Source organism: Nonomuraea sp. LP-02, assembly GCF_036289125.1.
GTDB lineage: Bacteria > Actinomycetota > Actinomycetes > Streptosporangiales > Streptosporangiaceae > Nonomuraea > Nonomuraea bangladeshensis.
Window position 1 is genome coordinate 6,555,451 of sequence record NZ_JAXCLK010000001.1, and the last position, 24,062, is coordinate 6,579,512.

25 protein-coding genes and 1 tRNA gene are annotated in these 24,062 nt (G+C 69.5%); 11 read left to right on the plus strand and 15 right to left on the minus strand.

Translation table 11 applies throughout. The features are described from left to right. Positions 1-434: 434 nt before the first annotated feature. Positions 435-1,298, minus strand: a complete 864-nt coding sequence (locus tag SMD20_RS30865) for an SDR family NAD(P)-dependent oxidoreductase (protein WP_329588088.1) — start codon at positions 1,296-1,298, stop codon at positions 435-437. A gap of 294 nt (positions 1,299-1,592) precedes the next feature. On the opposite strand from SMD20_RS30865, the gene SMD20_RS30870 reads away from it, so the two are divergent. Further along, complete coding sequence (locus tag SMD20_RS30870; RefSeq protein WP_329588090.1) at positions 1,593-2,483, plus strand: LysR family transcriptional regulator; 891 nt, start codon at positions 1,593-1,595, stop codon at positions 2,481-2,483. A 121-nt stretch (positions 2,484-2,604) separates the two neighbouring features. Here SMD20_RS30870 and SMD20_RS30875 read toward each other — a convergent pair whose 3' ends face one another. After that, complete coding sequence (locus SMD20_RS30875; protein ID WP_329588093.1) at positions 2,605-2,715, minus strand: RICIN domain-containing protein; 111 nt, start codon at positions 2,713-2,715, stop codon at positions 2,605-2,607. 175 nt (positions 2,716-2,890) lie between these two features. On the opposite strand from SMD20_RS30875, the gene SMD20_RS30880 reads away from it, so the two are divergent. Beyond that, positions 2,891-3,457: a DUF6461 domain-containing protein gene (locus SMD20_RS30880; protein ID WP_329588095.1), complete on the plus strand. Its 567-nt coding sequence runs from the start codon at positions 2,891-2,893 to the stop codon at positions 3,455-3,457. Between the two features lie 101 nt (positions 3,458-3,558). On the opposite strand, the gene SMD20_RS30885 is transcribed toward SMD20_RS30880, so the two are convergent. Both SMD20_RS30885 and SMD20_RS30890 read right to left on the minus strand, forming a co-directional pair. After that, positions 3,559-4,638 carry a hypothetical protein gene (locus tag SMD20_RS30885; protein WP_329588097.1) on the minus strand — a complete coding sequence of 360 codons (1,080 nt, stop codon included), beginning with the start codon at positions 4,636-4,638 and terminating at the stop codon, positions 3,559-3,561. 98 nt (positions 4,639-4,736) lie between these two features. Next, positions 4,737-5,237 (minus strand): hypothetical protein, encoded by a 501-nt coding sequence (locus SMD20_RS30890; RefSeq protein WP_329588099.1) that lies wholly within the window; start codon positions 5,235-5,237, stop codon positions 4,737-4,739. A 157-nt stretch (positions 5,238-5,394) separates the two neighbouring features. Between SMD20_RS30890 and SMD20_RS30895 the strand changes: the two genes are divergently transcribed. Beyond that, positions 5,395-5,931 carry a peptidylprolyl isomerase gene (locus SMD20_RS30895; RefSeq protein ID WP_329588101.1) on the plus strand — a complete coding sequence of 179 codons (537 nt, stop codon included), beginning with the start codon at positions 5,395-5,397 and terminating at the stop codon, positions 5,929-5,931. Positions 5,932-5,993: 62 nt separating this feature from the next. Then, positions 5,994-6,869: a rhomboid family intramembrane serine protease gene (locus tag SMD20_RS30900; protein WP_329588103.1), complete on the plus strand. Its 876-nt coding sequence runs from the start codon at positions 5,994-5,996 to the stop codon at positions 6,867-6,869. A gap of 51 nt (positions 6,870-6,920) precedes the next feature. Here the strand turns inward: SMD20_RS30900 and SMD20_RS30905 are convergent, their stop codons facing one another. Then, positions 6,921-7,166 (minus strand): cell division protein CrgA, encoded by a 246-nt coding sequence (locus tag SMD20_RS30905; protein ID WP_329588105.1) that lies wholly within the window; start codon positions 7,164-7,166, stop codon positions 6,921-6,923. A gap of 144 nt (positions 7,167-7,310) precedes the next feature. Between SMD20_RS30905 and SMD20_RS30910 the strand changes: the two genes are divergently transcribed. From SMD20_RS30910 to SMD20_RS30920, 3 genes are read left to right on the plus strand one after another with little or no spacing between them, the layout of a single operon-like run. Next, positions 7,311-7,934, plus strand: coding sequence for a class E sortase (locus SMD20_RS30910; RefSeq protein ID WP_329588107.1), 624 nt, complete (start codon positions 7,311-7,313; stop codon positions 7,932-7,934). Between the two features lie 7 nt (positions 7,935-7,941). Then, on the plus strand, positions 7,942-8,100 hold the full coding sequence (locus SMD20_RS30915) for a hypothetical protein (RefSeq protein WP_329588109.1): 159 nt from the start codon (positions 7,942-7,944) through the stop codon (positions 8,098-8,100). After that, positions 8,097-8,669, plus strand: coding sequence for an anthranilate synthase component II (locus SMD20_RS30920; protein ID WP_329588111.1), 573 nt, complete (start codon positions 8,097-8,099; stop codon positions 8,667-8,669). Before SMD20_RS30915 ends, SMD20_RS30920 begins: the two co-directional genes overlap by 4 nt. Positions 8,670-8,813: 144 nt before the next feature. Here SMD20_RS30920 and pknB read toward each other — a convergent pair whose 3' ends face one another. From pknB to SMD20_RS30955, 7 genes are all read right to left on the minus strand, one after another. Then, positions 8,814-10,679 (minus strand): Stk1 family PASTA domain-containing Ser/Thr kinase, encoded by a 1,866-nt coding sequence (pknB, locus tag SMD20_RS30925; RefSeq protein WP_329588112.1) that lies wholly within the window; start codon positions 10,677-10,679, stop codon positions 8,814-8,816. Between the two features lie 82 nt (positions 10,680-10,761). Next, positions 10,762-12,135: a serine/threonine-protein kinase gene (locus SMD20_RS30930; protein ID WP_329588114.1), complete on the minus strand. Its 1,374-nt coding sequence runs from the start codon at positions 12,133-12,135 to the stop codon at positions 10,762-10,764. Positions 12,136-12,156: 21 nt separating this feature from the next. After that, positions 12,157-13,617 (minus strand): peptidoglycan D,D-transpeptidase FtsI family protein, encoded by a 1,461-nt coding sequence (locus tag SMD20_RS30935; protein ID WP_329588117.1) that lies wholly within the window; start codon positions 13,615-13,617, stop codon positions 12,157-12,159. Beyond that, the gene (locus tag SMD20_RS30940) at positions 13,614-14,996 is read right to left on the minus strand and encodes an FtsW/RodA/SpoVE family cell cycle protein (RefSeq protein ID WP_329588119.1); all 1,383 of its coding nucleotides are present in this window, start codon (positions 14,994-14,996) and stop codon (positions 13,614-13,616) included. Before SMD20_RS30940 ends, SMD20_RS30935 begins: the two co-directional genes overlap by 4 nt. After that, on the minus strand, positions 14,997-16,292 hold the full coding sequence (locus tag SMD20_RS30945; protein ID WP_329588121.1) for a Stp1/IreP family PP2C-type Ser/Thr phosphatase: 1,296 nt from the start codon (positions 16,290-16,292) through the stop codon (positions 14,997-14,999). Continuing rightward, positions 16,289-16,759 (minus strand): FHA domain-containing protein FhaB/FipA, encoded by a 471-nt coding sequence (locus SMD20_RS30950; RefSeq protein WP_329588124.1) that lies wholly within the window; start codon positions 16,757-16,759, stop codon positions 16,289-16,291. Before SMD20_RS30950 ends, SMD20_RS30945 begins: the two co-directional genes overlap by 4 nt. A gap of 17 nt (positions 16,760-16,776) precedes the next feature. Continuing rightward, the gene (locus tag SMD20_RS30955) at positions 16,777-17,517 is read right to left on the minus strand and encodes an FhaA domain-containing protein (protein WP_091081864.1); all 741 of its coding nucleotides are present in this window, start codon (positions 17,515-17,517) and stop codon (positions 16,777-16,779) included. 199 nt (positions 17,518-17,716) lie between these two features. Between SMD20_RS30955 and SMD20_RS30960 the strand changes: the two genes are divergently transcribed. After that, a tRNA-Leu gene (locus tag SMD20_RS30960) sits at positions 17,717-17,799 on the plus strand. Between the two features lie 230 nt (positions 17,800-18,029). Here SMD20_RS30960 and SMD20_RS30965 read toward each other — a convergent pair. Beyond that, positions 18,030-19,055 (minus strand): hemolysin family protein, encoded by a 1,026-nt coding sequence (locus SMD20_RS30965; protein WP_329588128.1) that lies wholly within the window; start codon positions 19,053-19,055, stop codon positions 18,030-18,032. Then, positions 19,052-20,437: a hemolysin family protein gene (locus tag SMD20_RS30970; protein WP_329588130.1), complete on the minus strand. Its 1,386-nt coding sequence runs from the start codon at positions 20,435-20,437 to the stop codon at positions 19,052-19,054. Before SMD20_RS30970 ends, SMD20_RS30965 begins: the two co-directional genes overlap by 4 nt. Positions 20,438-20,730: 293 nt before the next feature. On the opposite strand from SMD20_RS30970, the gene SMD20_RS30975 reads away from it, so the two are divergent. Then, positions 20,731-22,035 carry an LCP family protein gene (locus SMD20_RS30975; RefSeq protein ID WP_329588133.1) on the plus strand — a complete coding sequence of 435 codons (1,305 nt, stop codon included), beginning with the start codon at positions 20,731-20,733 and terminating at the stop codon, positions 22,033-22,035. A gap of 20 nt (positions 22,036-22,055) precedes the next feature. Here SMD20_RS30975 and SMD20_RS30980 read toward each other — a convergent pair whose 3' ends face one another. Beyond that, the gene (locus SMD20_RS30980; RefSeq protein WP_329588135.1) at positions 22,056-22,706 is read right to left on the minus strand and encodes a GOLPH3/VPS74 family protein; all 651 of its coding nucleotides are present in this window, start codon (positions 22,704-22,706) and stop codon (positions 22,056-22,058) included. Between the two features lie 70 nt (positions 22,707-22,776). Here SMD20_RS30980 and SMD20_RS30985 point away from each other — a divergent pair, with 70 nt between their 5' ends. Both SMD20_RS30985 and SMD20_RS30990 read left to right on the plus strand, forming a co-directional pair. After that, on the plus strand, positions 22,777-23,655 hold the full coding sequence (locus SMD20_RS30985; protein WP_329588137.1) for an Fpg/Nei family DNA glycosylase: 879 nt from the start codon (positions 22,777-22,779) through the stop codon (positions 23,653-23,655). A 26-nt stretch (positions 23,656-23,681) separates the two neighbouring features. Beyond that, entirely contained in the window at positions 23,682-24,005 is a 324-nt protein-coding gene (locus SMD20_RS30990) for a rhodanese-like domain-containing protein (protein ID WP_329588139.1), read from the plus strand. The last annotated feature ends 57 nt before the right edge of the window (positions 24,006-24,062 follow it).

The following is a 24,062-nucleotide window of genomic DNA, read 5'->3' on the forward strand; positions in this document are numbered from 1 at the left end:
ACGTTCCTATCGTCCCGCTCCGTGCGCCGGATGACCCCATTGCCCGCCTTCGCCGCACAGTTCGAACTCGACGTTGCCGCCTGAGAAGTGCTCCATGACGCGGGATCGTGCGCCTCGGGAGTCGTACCGCCGCCACTCCAGGCCGAGCACGTCGCCACTCCGTGTAGAAGGCGTTGACGTTCCGGAGACTGGCCACGAGATCCGTGGTCTGTGCTTCGGCGCCACAGATCCGGCACCATTCCCGGACGTCGGTCTCAGTGGGGGGCTGCTTGTTGTTCTCCAGCTTCGAGACTTTGCTGAAGTCGATCTCCTCCGCGACCTGCGCGCCCTGGCCCTCCGCGACGAGCACGCCGGCGGCTTCACCCAGCGCCTCACTCGCCTCCGGGGAACGACACCAGGGCAAGCCCGTCGCTGCGTGCGATCCCGGTACCTTGTCAGCCGGTGAGGTAGCCGCCCGAGGCGTCGACGTCGGTTCCGACCACGGCGGACGCCTCGTCCGAGGCGAGGAACATGATCACGCGGGCGATCTCGTCGGGGTGCACGATCCGTTTGATCGGGTAGCCCTGTGCGATCTCCTTGTAGGTCATCCCGAACGCCTCGGCAGCGCGTCGCAGCATCGGAGTGTCCACCGCTCCCGGCGCCAGGGCGTTGATGCGGATGCCCTTGTCCGCGTACTCCAGTGCGGCGACCTTGGTGAGCGAGGCGACGGCGTGCTTGCTGGCGTTGTACGGCGCGATGGTGGCGAACCCGACTTCAGCGGAGATCGAGGCCGTGTTGATGATGACGCCGCGACGCTGGCGCAGCATCCGCGTCAGTTCGTACTTCATCGACAGGAAGACGCCTCGGGTATTGGTGCGCCAGACATCGTCAAAGTCCTGTACCGGTTGCTGGTGCAACGGTGCGGCCCGGGGCGTCTCGATGCCCGCGTTGTTGACGGCGATGTCGATTCGGCCGTAGCGGCGCACGCACTCATTGATCAGCGCCACGACGTCGGATTCCTCGCGAACGTCGGCACGATGGAAGCTCGCCTCCCCGCCGGAGTCGCGGATCTCGCGTTCGTTACGCCGCCCCAACTCGGCACGCCGGCCACAGAACATCACCTGGGCGCCCTCCTTGGCGAAGGCGTAGGCGGTGGCTTTGCCGATGCCCGAGGTCGCTCCGGTGACGAGCACGGTCTTCCCCGCGAACCGGCCCGTGCCGCGCGGGCGCCCGGCTCCGGCCGACGCCGGGTGCGCGGCCGCGACAGCTTCGCCGGCCGGAAGCGCGGCAGCCGCTGCGAGGCCGGCGGCCGCCGCCATCAGGACATCACGTCGCGGCGAGGAACGCGAGAGTTGGTGGCTTTCGGCATGTGGATCAAGTGACATAGTCGTCCTCCGGTATGGGTGGGCTCTAGAGCGAGGAACCGAGTTCGTGAGATCGGCGGGCGTTCGGCGCGACGCCGGGAGCCGCTTCAGCGAAACCTCTGGCATGACGGGCGCCTGGCTTCGTCATCCCGCGAGAGCTAGAAAACCCGTTTTGCCGGGCCACGTCCAAGACCTCTTTCTATACGGTAAATGCATAGATCTTTGAGGATCGGTGTAGGAGGCCGGTGCATGGATGTGGACACGCGTGCCCTGCGGTACTTCATCGAGCTCGCCGAACAGCTCAACTTCACGCGAGCCTCCGAACGGCTCTTTGTCTCCCAGCCGGTCCTCAGCCGCAGAATCCGACGCTTGGAGGAGGACCTGCGCACGCCGCTCTTCGAGCGAACCAGCCGGCAGGTATTGCTCACCACCGCCGGAGAGGCATTTCTCCCGCTCGCCCGGCAATTGATCGCCGATTGGCAGACCGCCCAGCGCACCGCGCGGCTCGTTGCCGCCGTCACGGCGCGCGTTCTGCGGGTCGGGTTCGAGGCCTCAGGCGCCGGGTCGCTGGCCACCCAGGCCTATGCCGAGTTCCGTCGACTGCACCCTGACTTCTCCGTCCAGCCAAAACGCTTCGAATGGGGCGGTGAGATCGCCGCGCTGCATGATGGGCTCGTCGACGTCGCTTTTGTATGGCTCCCAGCCGACACAACCGGACTGCACACCGAGATCGTCGCCATCGAGCAGCGCATGGTCGGCATGGCCGCCGGACACCGCCTGGCCGGCTGCGAGACGATCTCGATCCTGGACCTCTCTGATGAACCACTGGTGTGGACCCGCCGGGCTCCGAAACACTGGGTCGACTGGTGGGCGGTGAACCCACGTCCCGACGGACGCGAGCCGATCTGGGGTCCGGAGAACGACAACGTCGAAGAGATGCTCGAACACGTCGCCTCCGGATCGGCGGTGTGCATCGGTCCCGAGTCGATAGGCCGGCACTATGGCCGGCCGGACCTGGCCTGGCGACCCGTCCACGACATCGCGCCGCTGCGCATCGCCCTGTGCTGGCCGCTCAGCAGGACCGATCAACCGGTGGCCGCGTTCGGTGCTGTCGTGCGCGGGCTGGCCGACCGTACCTGACCGTGGCCGTCTTCGGCCACCGCAAGTCCGCGCGTAGATGGCCGTCCTTCGGCGTCTGCACGCTTGGACACACCGAAGGACCTGCCCGTCTCTCCAGGACGGCCTCAGCGACCGGAGACCGTCACGTCAGCCGGGTCCACCGCTGGTTGGGCGCGCCGGTGCAGGTCCAGATCTGGAGCCTGGTGCCGTTGGCCGTGGCGTTGCCGGCCACGTCCAGGACACGTCGAGGCACCTGCCGGATCCGCCGCCCTGATTGAACAGGGCGACCGGGACACGCCACCAGGTCAGCGTTTTTCCTGGTCCGAAGGCATGATCTTGAAAGGGTTCCCGAGCTGTGGACTGCTGGCGAAGTTGTCGGCCCCCTTTGCCATGATCACCGCAATAGGGTTCCCGCGGAAGGCACAGGGATGAGCGGCGCGACAGTGACGACCTACGAATGGCTCTATGACGAGTTCACTGACGGCCTCGGGGAACCGTGGCTCCACGCCGGCTTCGTGCACGGACTGCACCCCGAAGACGCCATGCAGCGGATCGGCATCACTCCAGGTCCTCTGGATGAGGCAGGATCCGGCGTCACCGCCTACGCGGCTCACGGCGGAACCGTCCTGCTCGAACGCTGCGGGGAAGGAATCGTCTACGGCAACGCCCATCTGCTGTCGGAAGGCACCGCCGCAGCCGCAGTACGTGTGACCCTCAAAGGCGAGGACTTCATCTACTACGTGAAGGATCAACTGATCACCACGTTCAGCCTGTTCTCCTACCGTTTCCGGGAAGACTCCGACCCCGACCGACTCCGGAGCGACCTTCAGGAGCTCGGCATGAACCTCGACGACGAGCGACCCGAGTTCCCCGAACATCCCGTCGCCAGCGCTCTCGCCCTTGCCGAACGCGCCACGGGCGTTCACCTGTCTCCCGCTCACTACGCCGATCCCGCTCTGACCGGGACCACCGGTTACATGGACCGCTATCGGTGACAACCCGCTTCATACGAAGATCCGGAGCATATACGGAATAGTCTCCGCCTGGGCGGACTCCCCGATCTCTGTGATCCGGAAGCCCGCCCACCTGAAGAGGGTCAGCCCTGGTCGAACGACGGGTGGGGGCCCAGGGCCCAGTACTCGAACAGGCCGTGTCCGACCAGCCCGTCGTACTCGAAACGCCCGACCGCGTCCACGAGCCCCCACATGCGGTTCGCGTCCTCCGGCAGCCGGTACGTCACCCCCTGCACCACCGGCTCCGGCCCCTGGTACATCCCGTGCCGCCAGTCCGGTTCGAGGCCGTAGCCGGTGCCGGCCATCAGGTGGACCGGCAGGACGGGGGTGCAGCGCACGTCGAAGGGCTTGCCCGCGGGCGGGGTGAAGGTGATGACGGCCTCGACGACGTCCCGGGTGCCCGGCGCGTACACGGGCCGGTAGTCGGGGCGCCCCAGGTACTCCTCCTCGCGCCCGTCCGCCCACACCCGGACGGCCTCCTCCAGCAGCCGGCGGCCCCGCTCGTCCTCCTGGACGATGCACAGGATCGCGTGGTCGCCGAAGCTCATGGGGGCGTACAGCCAGTAGAAGGTGCCGGCGTTCCTGGACTGGATGCCGGGCGGCTCGGCCTCGCCGACCGGGCGGATGCCCCAGGAGCGGTCCCTGGTGCCCTGCCAGCGATCCGGCGTGACCGGGATCTCCTCGTCGCCGATCCGTACGTGCCCCGTCCAGCGGCCGGTCTGGGCGAGCCGGACGGAGTCGAACATCACCCGTTCCTGCCACCGCAGGAAGTGCCGGGGCTCCAGGGTGGCCGGGATCGTGCCCTCCCAGCTCAGGTCGAAGGACAGCCCGTACGCGTTCGGCTCCAGGATCACGCGCAGCCGCTTCAGCCCTTCGACGACCTCGACCCGGAACGGGCCGACCCCGGTGTCCATCCGGTCCGCGCCGAGCTCGCGCGAGGCCCGCACCACCCGGTGCAGGTCCCCCCGGCGGGCCAGGGCGAAGGCGTCGGTGACGCCCAGGTTGGGGTACTGGCCGAGACCGACGATGAGCATGAGCTCGTCGGTGCCGGCATGGCAGTTGAAGTAGTAGCGGTCGTAGAAGTTGCGGTCGGAGGTGGTCACGTGCCGCATGACCTGGGCCGCCTGGTGGACGGGATAGTCGTCGAGGGGTGACAGGGTCATGTCCGGTTTGTAGCAAGCGCTTGGTAAGCGGTCAAACCCCCGGACAAGGAGAAGCGCCCCCGTGCCGGAGCACGGAGGCGCCTACCCTGGTCGCCGAATCAGGACATCTTGCGAGACGTCTCGTCCGCCCGGTCCGACACGCCGCTCGCCATCCGGTTCGCGGAATCGGCGGTGCGGTCCGCCTTCTCACTGACCCACCGTGTGGCATCGGAGGCGGAGTCCTTCATGTGCTCGGTCCACTGCTGGGCATTGCGGCGGTAGGCCATGTAGCCCATGGCCCCAACCGCGAGTCCGGTCATCAGAACGAGCATCGGCCACTTGCGCGACCGCGTCCGAGTCGGCTCGATCTTCCTGGCCGCCGCGGTCAGCATGGAGCTGACGTACGGGGCGACCTGGTCCTCGATGCCGTGCGCCGCGGACTCCAGCCGCGGTGCCGCCCACGAGCGGGCGTCCTCGATACGGTGCGTGGCGGCCATTCTGGCCTGGTCGGCCATCGGCGACATTCGTTGGCCGGTGTGTACGGCCCGGGTCTTCACGCGACCCATCCACGTGGCGGGTACCTCTATGGCCACGCGGCGCTTTCTCAGTGTCAGGGACACGACAACCTCCCCTGTCGTTGGGATCCCGAGCCTGACCTTCCCTGGGGGAGGCGGTCCATTCATTGCGGTCCGTGGGAGGATGGTCACAGCGGCCCTAAGGCCACAGTTCACACAAGATCACCAACCAACCCTGTCCATTAAGGGGGGCAGCTGTCTCGTGGCTGAGAAGCTGATCGCTAACCTGCAGACCAACCGCGGCCTCATCAAGGTCGAACTCTTTCCCAACAGGGCGCCGAAGACGGTGCGCAACTTCGTGGAGCTGGCCGAAGGCGCCCGCGAATGGACGCACCCGGGCACCGGCGAGAAGAGCACCGGCCGCTACTACGACGGCACCATCTTCCACCGGGTCATCCCGGGCTTCATGATCCAGGGCGGCGACCCGCTGGGTCAGGGCATCGGCGGCCCCGGCTACGAGTTCGACGACGAGATCCACCCCGAGCTCTGGTTCAACCGGCCCTACCTGCTGGCCATGGCCAACGCGGGCATCCGCTTCGGCAAGGGCACCAACGGCTCGCAGTTCTTCGTCACGGTCGTCCCGACGCCGCACCTCAACGGCAAGCACACCATCTTCGGCGAGGTCATCGAGGGTCAGGACGTCGTCGACGCCATCGCCAAGACCCGCACCGACGCACGCGACCGGCCCATCGAGGACGTCATCCTGGAGTCGGTCACCATCGACCGCGTGCAGGGCTGAGCCCTCGTTCCTGAGGGGCGGGCGAAGCGCGGCAAGCCGTAACAGGCCATAGGCTTTCGGTCATGACCAGCCAGCCGCCCAGCCCGCCCCCTCAGCCGGAGCAGCCGGCCGAGGCCATCCCCACGTGCTACCGGCATCCTGACAAGGAAACCTGGGTCCGCTGCCAGCGTTGTGAGCGCCCGATCTGCCCCGACTGCATGCGTGACGCGGCGGTCGGCTTCCAGTGCCCCGAATGCGTGGCCGAGGGCAACCGCGGCATCCGTCAGGCCCGCTCCACCTTCGGCGGCAACGTCGTACGCACGCCGATCGTCACGTACGCGATCCTGGTCATCAACCTGCTGATCTTCGGCGCGCAGTATCTCACCGGCGACCGCGTCACCAGCGAGCTCGCGATGTGGCCCGCCGGGGTCGCGCTCGGCGAGCAGTACCACCGGCTGATCACCGCCGCGTTCGTGCACGGCGGCGTCATGCACATCCTGTTCAACTCCTGGGCGCTCTACGTCGTCGGCCCCTACCTGGAGCGCTCCTTCGGCCACGCCCGCTATCTCGCGATCTACCTGATCAGCGCGCTCGGCGGCAGCGTGCTCGGCCTCTGGCTCGACCCGCTCACCCAGCCGACGGTCGGCGCCTCCGGCGCCATCTTCGGCCTGTTCGGCGCGGTCTTCGTGGTCGGCCGCCGGCTCAACATGGACGTACGCGGCATCGCCGTGCTGATCGTGATCAACCTGGCGATCACCTTCGTGGTGTCGGGCATCAGCTGGACCGGGCACGTCGGCGGACTCATCACCGGCTCGCTGCTGGCGGCGGCCATCGCCTATGCCCCCAGCAGGAACCGGACCCTGTGGCAGGCGGCGACCGTCGCGGGCGTGCTGATCGTGCTGATCGCCCTGGTGCTGGTGCGCGTGTCGGCCATCCTGGCCGCCGCAGGGGTCGGGTGAGGGCCGCCGCGTGACGGCGCCCACAGGGTGTGGAAAAAACTGTGGAAAGAACTAACGCCAGCGGGTGGAAAGAACCACACCGAAGATGATGAACACGAACCCGATCAGCAGGTTCCAGTTCTGGAGCTCGCCGATGAAGGGCGTGCTGGGCGCGACGTAGTAGACCGCGATCCAGAGGATGCCGATGATCCACGCGATGACCATCGTCGGCGCCAGCCACCGCGGGCTGACCTTGACCTGCTGCGACCTCTGCGGCGGCGTGTAGACCGCCTTCTTACGAGCCTTGGACTTGGGCACTGGGTAACTCCTGCTGAGGGCCTGGGGCATCCGGATCGTCCGCAGGCTCTTCGGTTAGCCTAATCGAGACGGGCCCAGGATAGTCGCCACGCGCACGTCCTGGCGATCCCCGGCCGCCGTGACTCCCCCGCTTACCCTGATCGGGTGCGGGCTGCGCTCCGGGCCCTGGGGGAGACGAGCATCACCGCGGGCCTCATCCTCATGTTGTTCTGCGCCTACCTGCTCTGGGGCACCGGCGCCTACACCCAGAGCCAGCAACTGCTGCTCCAGCGCGAGCTGGAGGCGGCGAGGGCGGCCGGCGAGCGCGGCCGCCTCGACCGGATCGACCTCGGCCGGGCCGTGGCCCTGCTCGGCATCCCGAGGCTCGGCCCCGGCTACCGGTACGCGATCGTCGAAGGCGTCGGCGCCGACCAGCTCAGGAAGGGGCCGGGCCACTACCCGGGCAGCGCCCTGCCCGGCCAGGTCGGCAACTTCGTGGTCTCCGGCCACCGGACCACGTTCGCGGCCCCGTTCAACCGGCTCGACGAGCTGGAACGCGGCGACGAGATCGTGGTGGACGCCCGCGAGGCCCGCTACACCTACCGCGTCACCTCCCAGGACGTCGTGGAGCCCGACGAGGTGGACGTGCTCGCCCCCGTGCCCGGCAAGCCCGACATCCGCCCCATCCGCGCCTACATCACGCTGTCCACCTGTCACCCGGAGTTCTCCGCCGCCCAGCGCCTCATCGTGTACGGCGTGCTCAAGGAGACGCAGCTCAGGAAGGAATGAGCCCCAGATGTACGCCTGGCTCTGGCGCAAGCTGCCCGGCCCTCTGCCCCGCCGGATCCTGACCGCCGTCGTGCTGGTCACCGCCGTGGCGGCCGTACTGTGGTTTGTGGTCTTTCCGCTACTGGATCCGCTGGTGACGCTCGACGAGGTGACGGTCAAGGAATGAGTCGTGTGCTGGTGGTGGACAACCACGACAGCTTCGTCCACACGATCGTGCAGTATCTGCGCGTCCTCGGGGCCGAGTGCGACGTGCGCCCGCGCGACGAGGTGCGCGAGGCCGACGCGGACGGCTTCGACGGCGTGCTGGTCAGCCCCGGCCCCGGCACCCCCGAAGCGGCCGGCGTGAGCGTCCCGCTCGTCCGCCGGGCGGTCGCGCGGCGGCAGCCGCTGCTCGGCGTCTGCCTCGGCCACCAGGCCATCGCCGTCGCCTTCGGAGCGACCGTCACCCGCGCGCCCGAGCTGTTCCACGGCCGGACGAGCGACATCCTGCACGACGGCGAGGGCGTGTTCGAGACGCTGCCCTCGCCGGTCAGGATGACCCGCTACCACTCGCTCGCCGTGCTGCCCGGCACGGTGCCCGAGGCGCTGGAGGTGACCGCGCGCACCGCCGACGGCGTGGTCATGGGCCTGCGGCACCGCCGGGCGCCGGTCGAGGGCGTCCAGTTCCATCCCGAGTCGGTCCTGTCGGAGCACGGCTACAAGCTGCTGGAAAATTGGCTTCGGCGAACCATGTAACAAATGTCGCGCTGCCACCGACTTACCAGTGAACGTCCCCGCCGTTGCCCCCGAGCGGCGGGGGCGTTCTTTCACGTTCGGAGAAAACCGAGGGCCGCCCCTCCCGGAAGGGAGAGGCGGCCCTCGGCGCGTCAGGACCCGTCGCTAGAACCCGTCGGGCTCGTCGTCGATCGGGTTGTCGTTCGTCGGCGGTTCGTCGATCGGGTTGTCGCTGGTCGGCTCGTCACTGGGCTGCTCGGGGAAGTCGTCGCTCGGCTGCTGCGTCGGCTGCTCCTGCTGCGGCCCGGTGGACACCACGATCGTGATCGTCGTGTTCGGCGCCAGCTTGGCCCCCTCGCCGGGGTTCTGCTGGATGACCGTGCCCTGCGGCTGGTCGCTCGGCTGCGGGACGACCTTCACCCGGAAGCCGGCCTGCTTGATCTGCGCGGAGGCGTCCTCCTGGGTGAGCCCGATGACGCTCGGCACCTCGCCCAGCTCCTTGGGCACGTAGAGGGTGACGGTGCCGCCCTCCTCGATCTCCTCGCCGGCCTTGGGCCTGGTGTCGACGACCGTGCCCTGCTTCTTGCTGGAGACCTTGGTCTTGACCGTGCCGCGCAGGCCCTCCTTCTCCAGGGCGGCCATCGCGTCCTCCTGGGACAGGCCGATGAGGCCGTCCGGCACCTTCTTCTTGGCCGGGCCCTTGGAGACGAAGAGCTTGACCGCCGAACCCTTCTCGACCTTGGTGTCCTCCGGCGGGTCGGTCCGGATCACGCTGCCCTTGTCGATCTCGGAGCTGTTCTCCTGGACGACCTCGACCTTGAGCTCAAGCGCCTTGAGCTGCTCCTCCGCGTACGCCCGCTCCTGCGAGGCGAGCGAGGGAATCGTGACCTGGGTGTCGGAGGTGGCGCCGCCACCGCCGTTGCCGAAGACCATGTAGCCGACCGTCACGAACGCGCCGATGATCAGCAGCGGGATGATGATCCACAGAGCGGTCTTGAGCCCGTTGCCGCCGCCTCCGGAAGCCCGGCGCCGCCCGCCACGGCCGCCGCCCTCGCCGTCGCCGTACTCGTAGGGCGGGACGGCGTTGGTGCGCTGCGTGGCCGGGCCGGTCGCCGCGTGCGTGGCCGTCATCATGCGCGTGCCCTGGCCGTAGCCGCCGGCGTTCATCGCCATCGTCTGGGCGTCGGTCGGCATGCCGGACATCGCCCGCTGGATGTCGGTGCGCATCTCGCCCGCGCTCTGGTAGCGCTGGGCGGGGTCCTTGGCCATGGCCTTGAGCACGATCGCGTCGGCCCAGGCCGGGATCTCGGGGTCGATCTGCGACGGCGGGATCGGATCCTCGCGGACGTGCTGGTAGGCGATGGCGACCGGCGAGTCGCCGGTGAACGGCGGCTGGCCCGTCAGCAGCTCGTAGAGCAGACAGCCGGTGGAGTAGATGTCGCTGCGCGCGTCGACCCGCTCGCCCCGCGCCTGCTCCGGCGAGAGGTATTGGGCCGTGCCGATCACCTGGGCGGTCTGCGTCATCGTGGCGGCCGAGTCGGCCATCGCGCGGGCGATGCCGAAGTCCATCACCTTGACGTCGCCCGCACGGGTGATCATCACGTTGGCCGGCTTGATGTCGCGGTGCACGATGCCGCCGCGGTGGCTGTAGTCGAGCGCCCGCAGGATGCCGTCGACCAGCTCGACCGCGCGCTCCGGCAGCAGCCGGCGGTCCTGGCGCAGCAGGTCGCGCAGCGTGCGGCCGTCGACGTATTCCATCACGATGTACGGGACCGGCGCGCCGTCGGTGACGTCCTCACCGGTGTCGTAGACCGCGACGACGGCGGGGTGGTTGAGTGAGGCCGCCGACTGCGCCTCGCGGCGGAAGCGGGCCTGGAAGGTGTGGTCGCGCGCCAGGTCGGAGCGGAGGGTCTTGATCGCGACTATGCGGTCCAGCCGGATGTCTCGGGCGCGATACACCTCAGCCATGCCGCCGCGCCCGACGACACCGTCGAGCTCGTAACGACCTCCGAGTAGCCGAGGCTGAGTCATTTCCTGCACTGTCCCTTACCGTTCATCTTGGGTACCGGCCTGCTCGGGGGCCGCCGGTGTCCATCATCGACCCCCTGGCGCGTCACGTCTCCTCCTCGGGCGTGTTTGTCGCACCCTGATCCGGCGAAGCGGGCGGTGTCGGAGTTGTCAGGGTTGTGGTGGGCTTCGGGGTTGTGGGGGTAGGCGTCGGGGTTCGCGTCGTCGGGGTCGGTTTGGGTGTCGGCTTTCTTGTGGGAGTAGCCGACTTGCTTACCGTAGCCGACCGCGAGGGTGTAGGCCGCGACGACCTGACCGGAACCACCGGGGGCCGGTGGGTCCGCGGTTTGGTCCTGCCCGGCCGCACCTGCGCGGGCGAGGGCACCGGGGGCGTCGGCTCCGCGGTGCCGGGCGTGGCGGTGGTGCCGGGAGTCCGGGCGGCGAGGGTCATGGCGCTGAGCCCCACCGCGGCGACGCAGCCGGCCGTGGCGACCACGGCCAGCGTGCGGGCGCCCCGGCGGCGCCGCCTCGCCGGCGCCTGACCGGTGGCGTGCTCGTCGGGCGCGGTGTGGGTGACCAGGTCGGTCTCCTGCTCGTCCTCCGGCGACGGCTCGCGTACGCGGAAGCCGCCGGGGTCGGTGAGCATGCTCAGCTCGGCGGGCCGCTCGGCGGCGGCCGCCAGCGACTCGCGCAGCACGTACGCCCGGTCGGCCACCTCCATCGCCGTCCCCGGCCGCAGCCCGGGATCCTTGGCCAGGAGCCTCATCACCAGCTCGCGCACCGGCGCGGGCACGTCCACGCCGAGCGGCCTGGGCGCCTCGTTGAGATGCTGCAGCGCGATGGCCACATGATTGTCACCCAGGAACGGGGTGCGCCCCGCCAGGCACTCGTAGGCCACCACGCCGAGCGAGTAGAGGTCGGTCGCCGGGGTGAGCGGGAAGCCCTGCGCCTGCTCGGGGCTGACGTATTGGGCGGTGCCCAGCACGGTGCCGGTCTGCGTCACCGGCGCCGCCTCCAGGGCCCGCGCGATGCCGAAGTCGGTGACCTTGATCACGCCCTCGGGCGTGACGAGCAGGTTGCCCGGCTTGACGTCGCGGTGGATGACGCCCGCCGTGTGCGCCGTGTGCAGCGCCCTGGCGGTCTGGTGCACCACGTCGAGGGTCACCTCGGCCCCGATGGCGCCGTTGCGCGCCAGAATGGCCGACAGCGGCTCCCCGTGGACCAGCTCCATCACGAGGTAGGCCAGATCGCTCTGCTCGCCGTAGTCGAAGACCTGGGCGATCCCGGGGTCGGCCAGGGACGCGGTGATCCTGGCCTCGTTCCTGAAACGTTCGCGGAAGGCCGGGTCGACATGGATGTGACTACGGAGGATCTTGACGGCCACCTCGCGGCCCAGGAGCTCGTCCCGGGCACGCCACACTTCTCCCATACCGCCCATGGCGATGCGGGAGACCAGGAGGTAGCGGTTACGGAGCCGCATGGTCCAGCAGGTTACCGTCGGTCACTTGGTGAGCACCGCCTCCAGCACGGCCTTCGCGATCGGGGCGGCCGTGTGGCCGCCGGTCGCCTCCGCGCCGACGTTGGCCGCGCCGGACTCGACGATGACCGCGAGCGCGATCTTCGGGTCGTCGGCGGGCGCGAAGGAGATGAACCAGGCGTGCGGCGGCTGGCCGTCGGCCGTCTCCGCGGTGCCCGTCTTTCCCGCTACTTGGACGCCCGGAACCTGCGCGAGGTTGGCCGTGCCGTTCTGGACGACGCTGACCATCATCTGCCGCAGCTTGCTCGCGGTGTCCTCGCTGACCGCGTCCGTCAGCTCGTCGGGGTCGGCCTCGTCGATCGTGTCGCCCTTGGCGTCGGTGATCTTGTTGACGAGGTAGGGCTTCATGACCGTGCCGTTGTTGGCGATGCCGGCCGCGATCATGGCCATCTGCAGCGGGGTCATGCGGTTGCTGCGCTGGCCGATGGAGGCCATGGCGAGCGCCGCCTTGTCCTCCTCCTTGCCGAAGTCGCTCTGCGCCACCGACATCGGCACGCCGATCTGGGTGCCCATGCCGAACTTCTCGGTCTGCTCGTTCATCTTGTCGTAGCCCAGCTCCATGCCCATCTTGCCGAACGGCGTGTTGCAGGACCTCTCCAGCGCGTACGTGAGCGTGACCGAGCCGGAGCCGCAGGCCGCGCCTCCGTAGTTGGGCAGGTTGATGTTCGTGTTGGGCAGCGGGAGGTTCTGCGGCGCGTCCACGGTCGTGTCGGGCCCGCGCGAGGAGTCGTCCTCCAGGTAGGCCGCCATCGTCACGACCTTGAACGTCGACCCCGGCGGGTAGGTCTGCCCGATCGTCCTGTTGAGCAGCGGCTGGTCCTTGGCCTTGGCCAGCTCGTCGTAGCGGGAGAACACCTTGCCCTTGTCGGTGCCCGACAGCTCGGTGGGGTCGTAGGTCGGCAGCGACACCATGGCGAGGATCGCGCCCGTCTTGGGCTCGATCGCGATGACCGCGCCCCGCTTGCCGCTCTGGCGCAGCGCGTCGTAGGCCGCCTTCTGGGCCTTGGGATTGATCGTGACCTCGACGTTGGCGCCCTTGGTCGGCTCGCCGGTGAACAGGTCGATGCTGCGGCGCAGCAGCAGGTCGGCGCTGGAGCCGTCGAGCAGTTTGTTCTCGCTGGCCTCGATCGCGCTCGCGCTCTCCGGCGAGAAGAAGCCGGTGACGTGCGCGTACAGCTTGGCGTCGGGGTATTGCCTGATGAACCTGAACCGCTTGCTGTCGGTCTCCACGGACTGCGCGATCACCTTGCCGCCGGCGATGATCCGCCCGCGCTCGATGGAGTAGCGCTCGTAGAAGTTGCGGACGTTGCGCGCGTCGGCGCGCAGCTCCTCGGCCCGCACCGCCTGCAGGAAGTTCACGTTGATCATCAGGAGCGCGAACATGGCCAGGCAGGCCACGGACACGCGCTTCAGTGTGCCGTTCATCGCTGGAACACCTGTGTCAATCCTTCGTTCTGGATCGCCTGGGGTGGGGGGCGTCTCGCGGCATCCGACGTTCTTACCAGGAGCGCGATAAGGATCCAGTTAGCGAGCAGGGCGGAGCCGCCCTGGGACATGAACGGGGTGACCAGGCCGGTCAGCGGGATGAGGTTGGTCACGCCGCCGACGATGATGAACACCTGCCACGCCAGCAGGAACGCGAGTCCGCCCGAGAGCAGCTTGCTGAAGGGGTCGCGGGCCGCCAGCGAGGTGCGCAGCCCTCGCTCGACCAGCAGCGCGTAGAGCATGAGCAGCGCCATGAGGCCGGTCAGGCCCAGCTCCTCGCCGGTGGCGGCGAAGATGAAGTCGGAGAACGACAGCGGGATCAGCTCGGGATGCCCCTGGCCGAGCCCGGTGCCGAGGATGCCGCCCGCGCCGAAGCCGAACAGCCCCTGCATGATCTGGTAGCTGCCGCCGATCTCGCGGTCGTAGAACTCGGAGCTGCCCGGGTTGAGCCAGATCTCGAACCGGTCGCCGACGTGCGAGAACACGAGCCCGGCGAGATAGGCGCCGCCGACGAACAGCAGCACGCCGATCAGCACCCACGAGGTGCGCTGGGTGGCGATGTAGATCATCGCGATGAACGTGCCGAACAGCAGCAGCGAGGTGCCGAGGTCCTTCTCGAAGACCAGCACGAGCAGGCTCAGCCCCCACGTCGCGAGGACGGGGCCGAGGTCGCGGGCCCGGGGCAGGTCGATGAAGAGCAGCCTGCGGCCGGCCAGCGCCAGCACGTCGCGCTTGGCCACGAGGTAGCCGGCGAAGAAGACCACCAGCGCCAGCTTGGCGAACTCGCCCGGCTGGATCGAGAAGCCGCCGATGCGGATCCAGATCTTGGCGCCCTGGACCTCGCTCAGCGAGCCGGGCAGCAGCGCGGGGATGGCGAGCAGCACCAGCCCGATCGCGCCCGCGGTGTAGGTGAGGCGCTGCAGCATGCGGTGGTCGCGCAGCACGACGAGGGTGGCGGCGAACATCACGACGCCGAGGCCGGTCCACATGATCTGGTTGGCGGCCGACGCGCCGGGCATCTTGGCCGACTCCAGCCGGTAGATCATCACCAGGCCGAGGCCGTTGATCAACGTGACCAGCGGCAGGATCAGCGGGTCGGCCCAAGGGGCGAACTTGGCCAGCACGAGGTAGGCGACCAGCATGATGCCGCCCAGGCCGAGACCGTAGGCCAGCATGCCCGCGGGCACCCGGCCGTCCACGGCGAGGCCCACGTTGGCGTAGGCGCCCATGACGATCAGGACCGCGAGCGCCAGCATGACCAGCTGGGCCACCCGGCGCTTGGCCGGCATAGGGACGGGGGAAGCTGCGACTTCGCTCATCTATTGCGGTTTCGTCTTGGTCTTGGTCGCGGACGCCGACGGCGTGGGGGACGGGGACGCCGTCGTCGAGCCGTCGTCGGCCTGGCTCGTGGAGAACTTCAAGCTGTTGATCTTCTCCACGCCCGCGTCGGCGTTGGTCACCGGTATGCCGCTCTTGACCAGCGCCTGATCGGCCTCGGACAGCTGGGAGAGCTGCCGCCCGGTCGGCCGTTTGACGCTGAAGAGCTGGAAGGGACCCACCTCCTTCTGAACCCCCTGATAAACGACCACTTCGTCGCCCCTAGCGCCGACGAAGAACTGGTCCTGGGTCCACTGGTATCCGAAGTAGCCGCCGACGCCGACGGCCACGCCGCCCACGCCGAGCACGGTGACCAGCACGGGCCACATCCGGCGGCGACGCCGGACGGCCGGCCGCTGGGCGACCGGCTCCCCGAAGTCGTCGTCAATGAGGACCGGCTGGGGCGCGGTCACCGCGTCGGCTCGCCCCGGCTGGGTGTCCTGGGGGGCGCCCCGCAGCCGGGTCATCCCCGCCGCGCCGACGATGGCGGCCTCGGCGGGCACCGGCTGCCCATCGGTGGTCTCCAGGACGTCGGCCAGCACGCAGGTGATGTTGTCCGGCCCGCCACCGCGGTTGGCCAGATCGATGAGCTGGCGGACGACCTCTTCGGGGTCGTCGATGTTGGTGAGCGTGGCGTGCAGCGTCTCCGCGCTCACCACCCCTGACAACCCGTCGGAGCACAGCAGGTAGCGGTCGCCCACCTGCGCCTCCCGCAGCGTGAGGTCGGGATCGACCTCGCCGCTGCCGTCGAGCGCGCGCAGCAGGATCGAGCGCTGCGGGTGCGTGGCGGCCTCTTCCGGCGTGATGCGCCCGTCGTCGACGAGCTGCTGGACCAGGGTGTGGTCGTGAGTGATCTGGTAGAGCTCGCCGCGTCTCAGCAAGTAGGCGCGCGAGTCTCCCACGTGGACGAGGGCCACTTGGGTGCCGCTCCACAGCATCGCCGTGAGCGTCGTGCCCATGCCCTTGAGGCTGGGATCCCGCCCCACCATCTCGTGCAGCCTGCGGTTGGCATCGCGTACCGCTGCCTCAATGGCGTTGAGCAGGTCACCCCCCTGGGGGGCCTCTTCGAGAGAGGCCATGGCGGCGATGGCGACTGAGCTCGCCACCTCGCCGTGTGCGTGCCCGCCCATGCCGTCGGCGACGGCGAGCAGGCGGCCGCTGGCGTACGCCGAGTCCTCGTTACCTTCGCGGAGGAGGCCGACGTCCGAGCGGGCGGCGTAGCGGAGTGCGATGGTCATTTGCGCAATTCAATGACTGTCTTGCCGACGCGGATCGGAACACCGAGCGGCACCGGGGTCGGGCGGGTGACTTTTGAACGGTCGAGGTACGTGCCGTTGGTGGATCCGAGGTCTTCCACGATCCACTGGCCGTCCTGGGGGAAGAGCCGGGCGTGCCGGCTGGATGCGTAATCGTCGCTGACTACCAGCGTGGCGTCGTTCGCCCGGCCAATGGTGATGGGCGTCTCCGTGAGGTCGATGGTGGTGCCTTGCAGCGGGCCACCGGTGACGATGAGCTGGCGTGGCTCGCCCTTCTTGCTCTTGGGCTTCGCCGGTGCCTTCGCGGTCCGTGGCGCTTTGCGTGGGCCCGCGGGAGCCGTGCGTGAACCGAACAAGTCAGTCCGGATCACGCCGACTGCGGCAATGACGAAGAACCACAGCACCGCCAGGAAGGCTAGCCGGATCAGCAGCAGCGTGAGCTCGGACATGGACCGTCTGTTTACCTCTAATCGCGCCGGAAAACCAGAGTCGTGCGACCCAGCGTCACTCGCGTGCCGTTCTGGAGCTCGATCCTGCGTACCGGCTGGCCGTTGACGAAGGTTCCGTTCGTCGATCCGAGATCCACGAGAGCCACTGTCTGGCCCTCGACGCGCAGCTCGGCGTGGTGCCGGGAGACGCCTGGATCGACGAGACGAAGATCGCAGTCGGTGCCCCTGCCGAGCAAGGTCACCGGAGTGGTGAGCTCGTAGGAGCGGTCGCCCTGCGGGTCGTCCTGAGTGGACACGAGCAGCCTGGGCCGCCCGTTGAAAGCGTTCGGCCGGGACGGAGGCAGGTCGCTCGCCGGCTGGCGGATCTCGTCCTGCTCGACCGTCGCGCCGCGGATGACCCCCGACCGGATGCGGAACAGGCCCACAGCCAGATCGCCGGCGGTCTCGAAACGCACCCGGACCGGTCCTACGAAGGAGTAGCCCTGCTCCTTGGCGTACTCCCTGGCGAGGTTCGCGAGCTCGTGGCTGATGCTGTCGGCGTAGACCTCAAGCCGTTCGCTGTCGGTCGTGGACAGCTCCACCACGAAGTCGTTGGGCACGAGCGTCCGACCCTGGGCCACGATCGCCGCGCGCTCGTCCATCTCACGCTGAACCGCGCTGGCGACCTCGACCGGCTGGAGATCGGATTTGAACGCCCGCGCAAAGGCTCCCTCAACCAAGCCCTCGAGCCTTCGCTCGAAGCGCTGAAGGACTCCCACCGGGTACCTCCCTTCCTCCGTGCATATGATCGCGGCCACCCGGCGCGCTCGGCGCCCGGTTTCCGCTTGTTCCACGTGGCGGCGTTCTCGGCGCCCGTCGGCTGTCGCGCCCAGCTCCTCCGCTCCCGTGTCTTATGCGATCGTATCCGGGTTCAGTACCACTGGCTGTTCCGTGCTAATGTTCTTTCCGCACCCACAAGGGCGGGTGGCGGAACGGCAGACGCGCACGGTTCAGGTCCGTGTGTCCGAAAGGACGTGAGGGTTCAAATCCCTCCTCGCCCACCTCGGGTCCACCGATGAAATCGGCAGATCCACACTGACGAAAGCAGCCCCGGTTCGCAAGAGCCGGGGCTTTTTCTTTGTCGGGCCCTGGTGCGCACGGCCGCGCTCCGCAAGGAGGACGGTAGATGCCTCCGCTTGCAGATCACTTTCGGGTGGCTTGCGTGATTTAGCTCACAAAAAGGGCTTTCTCGTGCCGGCGCGGTGACCGGCCGGCACGAGGCGCCCCTAGCTCAGCCCGCCGTGGCCCCTGCCGCCCTGGTGTCCAGGAGCTCGCCCAGGAGGTCGGTCAGGCTCACCATGCCGATGACGGCGCCCGCGGCGTTCGTCACCAGGGCCAGGTGCGCCCGCGCGTCCTGAAGGGCCGTCACGGCCTCCGGGACCTGCGTGACGCACGCCAGCCTCGGCAGGGGGTGTTTCAGCGACTCCGCGGTGGCCTCGGGCCGCAGGAGGGCGTCCCTGGCGTGCAGGGCACCCTCGACGCCCGACGGGCCCTCCACGAGCAGCCTCAGGTGCCCGCTGCCGGCGGCCGCCTTCCTGATCTCCCGTCCGGTGGCCTTCACGCCCACCTTCACGGCGCGCTCGATGGGGACCATCAGCCGCTCGATGCCCTCCGCCTGGAGGCGGAGCGCCCGGGTGAGCAGGTCGTGCTCCTCGCGGTCGAGCAGGCCCATGCGGCCCGACTCGCCCACCAGCATGGCGAGCTGGCGAGGGGTGCGGGTGGTCGCCAGCTCGTTCCTCGGCTGGACGCCGAAGAGGCGCAGTATGGCGTTCGTCAGGGCGTTGAGCGAGCGAAGGAGCGGGCTCATCACGCTGGTGAACGCGCGGAACGGCAGCGTCAGGAGCAGCGCCGCCCGCTCGGGGTGGGTCAGCGCCCACGACTTCGGCGCCATCTCGCCGACCACCATGTGCAGGAACGTCACCAGCGCCAGGGCGATGGTGAGCGAGATCGGCAGGCGCAGGCCCTCGGGGACGCCCAGAGCGGCGAACAGCGGCTCCATCGTGTGCTCCAGGGCCGGCTCGGTGACCTGGCCGAGGCCCAGGGTGCACAGGGTGATGCCGAGCTGCGCGCCGGCCAGCATGAGGGAGAGCTGCCGCCCGCCGCCGACCGCCGACTTGGCGGCGACGCGGATCAGGCGGTTGCCGCCCGTGGCCATCTCCTCCAGCCGGTGGCGGCGGGCCGAGACGAAGGCGAACTCCGCCGCCACGAACAGGGCGTTGAACGCGAGCAGGGCGAGACTCAGCAGCAGCAGCGTCATCGGGCCGCCTCCGCCCACTCGCCCCGCTGCTCAGAAGCCTGCTCCGCAGGCTGCTCCTCAGGGGACACGCGGACCCACTCAGGCACTCGTCTGTTGAGCGACATCACCGTCAGGCGGGCCGTACGGCCGCCCTCGTCCTCCTCGAAGGGATCGTCCGTGTCCGCGGTGACCGGCACGGACACCACGTCGCCCGGGTCGGGCAGGCGGCCCAGGCGGGCCAGGACCAGACCGGCGAGCGTGTCGTAGTCGTCGCTCTCGGGCAGGCTGAGGCCCGTGGCGCGCTCGACCTCGTCCAGGCGCAGCCGTCCCGGCACCTCCCAGACACCGCCGGGGAGCTGCACGGCGCCGAGCGGCTCCGGGTCGTTCTCGTCCAGCAGCTCGCCCACCAGCTCCTCGGCGAGGTCCTCGACGGTGATGACGCCGGCCAGGCCGCCGTACTCGTCGATGACGCAGACGATGTCGTCCTTGGCGCCGCGCATCCGGTCGAGCACGAGCGGGAGCGGCAGGCTGTCGGGCACCAGCAGCGCGGGACGGGTCACCGCGCCGACGCGCCCTTCCTCCAGGCCGGAGGCCAGCAGCTCGCGGACGCCCGTCACGCCCAGCACGTCGCCGTCCTCGGCGAGCACGGGGTAGCGGGAGTGGCCGCGCTCGCGCATGACGCCGAGGAGGTCGGAGATGGGCTGCGACTCGCGCAGCACGACCACGCGGGGGCGCGGCACCATGGCCTCCTCAGCGGTGCGGTCGCCGAACTCCAGCGCCCGCTCCAGCAGGTCCGACAGCCGCGGGGGCAGCTCGCCCGCGCGGGTCGACTCCTCGATGATGCGCGACAGCTCCTCGGGGGTCGCCCCGTGCTCCACCTCCTCGACGGGCTCGATGCCGACCAGGCGCAGCAGGCCCGTGGCGGCCGAGTCGAACAGCCGCACCACCGGGCCGACCACCGTCAGGTACGCCAGCGTCGGCCGGGCCAGGAACTTGGCCACCGGCTCGGGCCTGGCGATGCCCAGGTTCTTGGGCGCCAGCTCGCCGAGGACCATCTGCACCACCGTCGCCACCAGCACACCGGCGGCGACGGACACGCCGGAGATCATGGTGTCGGACATCCCCGTACCCTCCAGCCAGGGCCGGACGATCACGGAGATCGCCGGCTCGGCCAGGAAGCCGACCAGCAACGCGGTGACCGTGATGCCGAGCTGGGCGCCGGAGAGCATGAACGACAGGCGTGAGGTGACTTTGAGCGCCTTGTCGGCGGCGGCGTCACCGGCGGCGGCCTGCTCGCGCAGGACACCCCGGTCGGCGGCGACGTAGGCGAACTCCTGGGCGACGAAGAATCCGGTCGCAGCGGTGAGGAGGAACAGGGCCAGTAGCCCGAGATAGGCGCTCACCGCAGTGAGCCCTCAGAGGAACCCGTGCACCGGCACGGGCATGGACTCCACGGGTCCGGAGCGGACACGATCATCCCTTCGATAGAGGTCGTCCCTTAACTAACGACGCAGGCGGCGTCTATGTTTCCGCCGCTGCTTCGGTCACACCCGTCACAAGGGTCATTCGGGAGTGTCCGCGCCGCTTACGATCTTTTGGTTCCCGGTACTTTTCCGTGGAGCAACCTTGGCGGCACTCCGCACAGTCGGGGGGATCGACGTACCGTCTATGACATACCGAAGGGGAAGAGGGCGAAGTGTCTGAGGACGACCGGACGCGAGCCATGCGCTCGCCGGGCGACGGGCGCCCGCTGCCGCCGAGGCCGGACGACGGCCTCCGCTCGGGCGGCGCTCCCGCCCACCAGACGCCGCCCTTGAGAGGGGCGAACGCGCCCACCCACAAGCTTCCCACCGTCCCGCCGGCCGAGACGTCGTCCCCCCGCGCCGCGAACGACGGCGCGCCGGCGCAGGGGCGCGGGCGCGTCTACGGCCGGGAACGTTCCGGCGGCGGTGGCCCGGTCCGGCCGCTGCGCTCGTCGTCGGGCGGGAGCGGCGAACCGCCGGAGCAGGGCCGCGGCGGGACGCCCCGGGGGCCGCGCAGGCGGCCGTCCGGCCGGCTCATCGTCAAGATCATCGCGGCGGCCCTGGTGGCGCTGCTGGTGACGGGCGTCGGCCTGCTCTTCTGGATCGACTCGCGGCTGAGCGGCATCGAGGGCGTGCTCGACGACTACGAGGGCCGCCCGGACGACACCCCCGGCACGAACTGGCTGCTGGTCGGCTCCGACAGCCGCAAGGGCCTCTCGGCCGCCCAGCGCAAGAAGCTGGCGACCGGGCGGGCCGTCGGGCAGCGTACGGACTCGATGATGCTGCTGCACATCCCCGACAGCGGCGACAAGCCCACGCTGGTCAGCCTGCCGCGCGACTCCGCCGTCACGATCCCCGGCAGGGGCCGCGACAAGCTCAACTCCGCCTACGCCTTCGGCGGGCCCAAGCTGCTCGTCCGCACCGTGGAGACGGTCACCGGCCTGCACATCGACAACTACATGGAAATCGGGTTCGCCGGGTTCGTGGACATCGTGGACGCGGTCGGCGGGGTCGAGATCAACGTACGGGCCGCCGTCGACGACCCCAAGGCCGGGCTCAAGCTGAAGAAGGGCCCGCAGGTGCTCAACGGCTCCCAGGCTCTCGGCTACGTACGCACCAGGAAGGGCGGCGCGCTGCCCGACTTCGAGCGGACCAAGCGGCAGCGGCAGTTCCTCGGCGCGGTCGTGAAGAAGGCGGCGAGCCCCGGCGTGCTGATCAACCCGTTCACCTCGATCCCGCTGGCCATGAGCGCCACCGACGCCGTCGAGGTCGACACCGACACGGGTGTGTTCGACATGTTGTCGCTCGGGCTGTCCATGGGCGACAGCCCGGTGACGACCGTGGTGCCCTTCGGCGGTGAGGAGAGCGTGGCGAGCGGCGGCACGGCGATCAAGTGGGACCGCACCAAGGCGGTGGCCCTGTTCGACGCGCTCAAGGAGGACCGGCCGGTGCCGAAGGACGTGATCGACGCCAACTGAGCCGCCGGCCCTCCGGTCGCTCAGCCGCCGCTGGTGGCGACGACCGTGGCGGCGGTGATCGCGGTGATGGTGGCGGCGTTGATGGCGGCGATCGTCTTGGCCACCGCGTCGCCCGCCCAGGCGCCCTCGGCGAGCTCCTTCACCCGTTCCTTGCTCGCCCCGGGGAACGCCTTGCGGTCGAGCTTGGCCGCATGCATGATCGCGATCAGGACGGCGGTGCGCGGGTCGGGCTCCGCGCCGCCGAGCACGCTCGCCACCCGCTCCCTGACGTCGGCCTCCACGCTGGGATCGGCCTCCGGCCAGCGCGTGACGGGGAAGATCCCGAGCACCTTGCCCCGCTGCTCGGTCAGCACCCCGGACTGGGCGAGCCTGGTCAGCAGGCGTGCGCGTAGTTTGTGCGACTGCAGGCGCTGCACCCACCAGGCGGGCTTGCGCTCCTTGTGTTCGCCGGCGACGCGGCTCAGCACGGCGTCCAGCTCCTCGTCACCGAGGGGTGCGGAGCCGGTGAGCACGAGCTTGTCGTCCGTCAGCTCGACGCGGCCCTCGACGGCGAGCTCAGCGAGGAGCGCGCCGGCCAGCGCGGGGTCGAGCTGCACGGTGCTGATGAGCTGCTTGCCCTCGCCCTCGCTGTACGCGAGCAGGAGGAGTTCTTCGGCGATCGTCACCTTCATGCCCCGACACTAATCGCCCGGCGCTTTCCACAGGCTGTGGATGGTCCGGTGAGCACCGTACTCTGGGGGCATGCCGGAACTTCCCGAAGTGGAGTCTCTGGCCCACTTCCTGCGCGAACGGGCGGTGGGTCGGTCCATCATGGCCGTCGACGTGGTCGGCATCCAGGCGCTCAAGACGTTCGATCCGCCGGTCACGGCGCTCGGCGGGCTGACCGTCACCGGGGTGGCGAGGCACGGCAAGTTCCTCGACCTCGACTGTGACGGCCTGCACCTGGTCGTCCACCTGGCGCGGGCCGGATGGCTGCGCTGGCGCGACGACATGTCGGGGGCCAAGCCGGTGCGGCCGGGCAAGGGCCCGCTCGCGGCGCGGGTGCGCTTCGCGCCCGACGACGAGGGGCTGGCGCCGGGGTTCGAGCTGACGGAGGCGGGGACGCAGAAGCGGCTCGCCATCTATGTCACGAAAAATCCGGACGAGGTGCCCGGCGTCGCCGCCCTCGGCCCCGACCCCCTCGACCCGGCCTTCACCGTGGACGCGCTGAAGCGCATCGTGGGCGGCAACCGTACGCAGATCAAGGGCCTGCTCCGCGACCAGCGGATCATCGCCGGCATCGGCAACGCCTACTCCGACGAGGTGCTGCACGCGGCGCGGATGTCCCCGTTCAAGATCGCCGCGACGCTGACCGACGCGCAGGTCGCCGACCTGCACGAGGCCATCGTCACCACGCTCGCCGACGCCGTCGAACGGGCCCACGGCCTGGCGGCCAAGGACCTCAAGGCGGAGAAGAAGTCGGGCCTTCGCGTGCACAACCGGGCGGGGCAGCCCTGCGACGTGTGCGGCGACACGATCCGCGAGGTGTCGTTCGCCGACTCCTCGCTGCAGTACTGCCCGACCTGCCAGACCGGCGGCAAGCCACTCGCCGACCGGCGGATGTCCAAGCTGCTCAAGTGACTCCCCGTGGGCGGGACAATGGAAGCATGACCGTTCCTGAGACCGAGGCCAGCGCCGTCCCCGCGGACGCCTACCTGCTCGACGTGCGTGAGCAGGACGAATGGCTCGCGGGCCACGCGCCGGACGCCGTGCACATCCCCATGACCCAGATCCAGGGCCGGGTCGAGGAGATCCCCGCCGACCGCACCGTCTACGTCGTCTGCCGGGTCGGCGGCCGGTCGTTGCAGGTCGCCGCCTGGCTCAGCCAGCTCGGGCGCGACGCCGTCAACGTCGGCGGCGGCATGCAGTCGTGGGAGGCCGCGCGCCGGCCCATGGTGAGCGAGACCGGTCAGGACCCGTTCGTGGCCTGATCGGCCGAACCAGAGCCTCATATGGCGCTTCTAGCGCCATTGAGGCATCATGAGGGC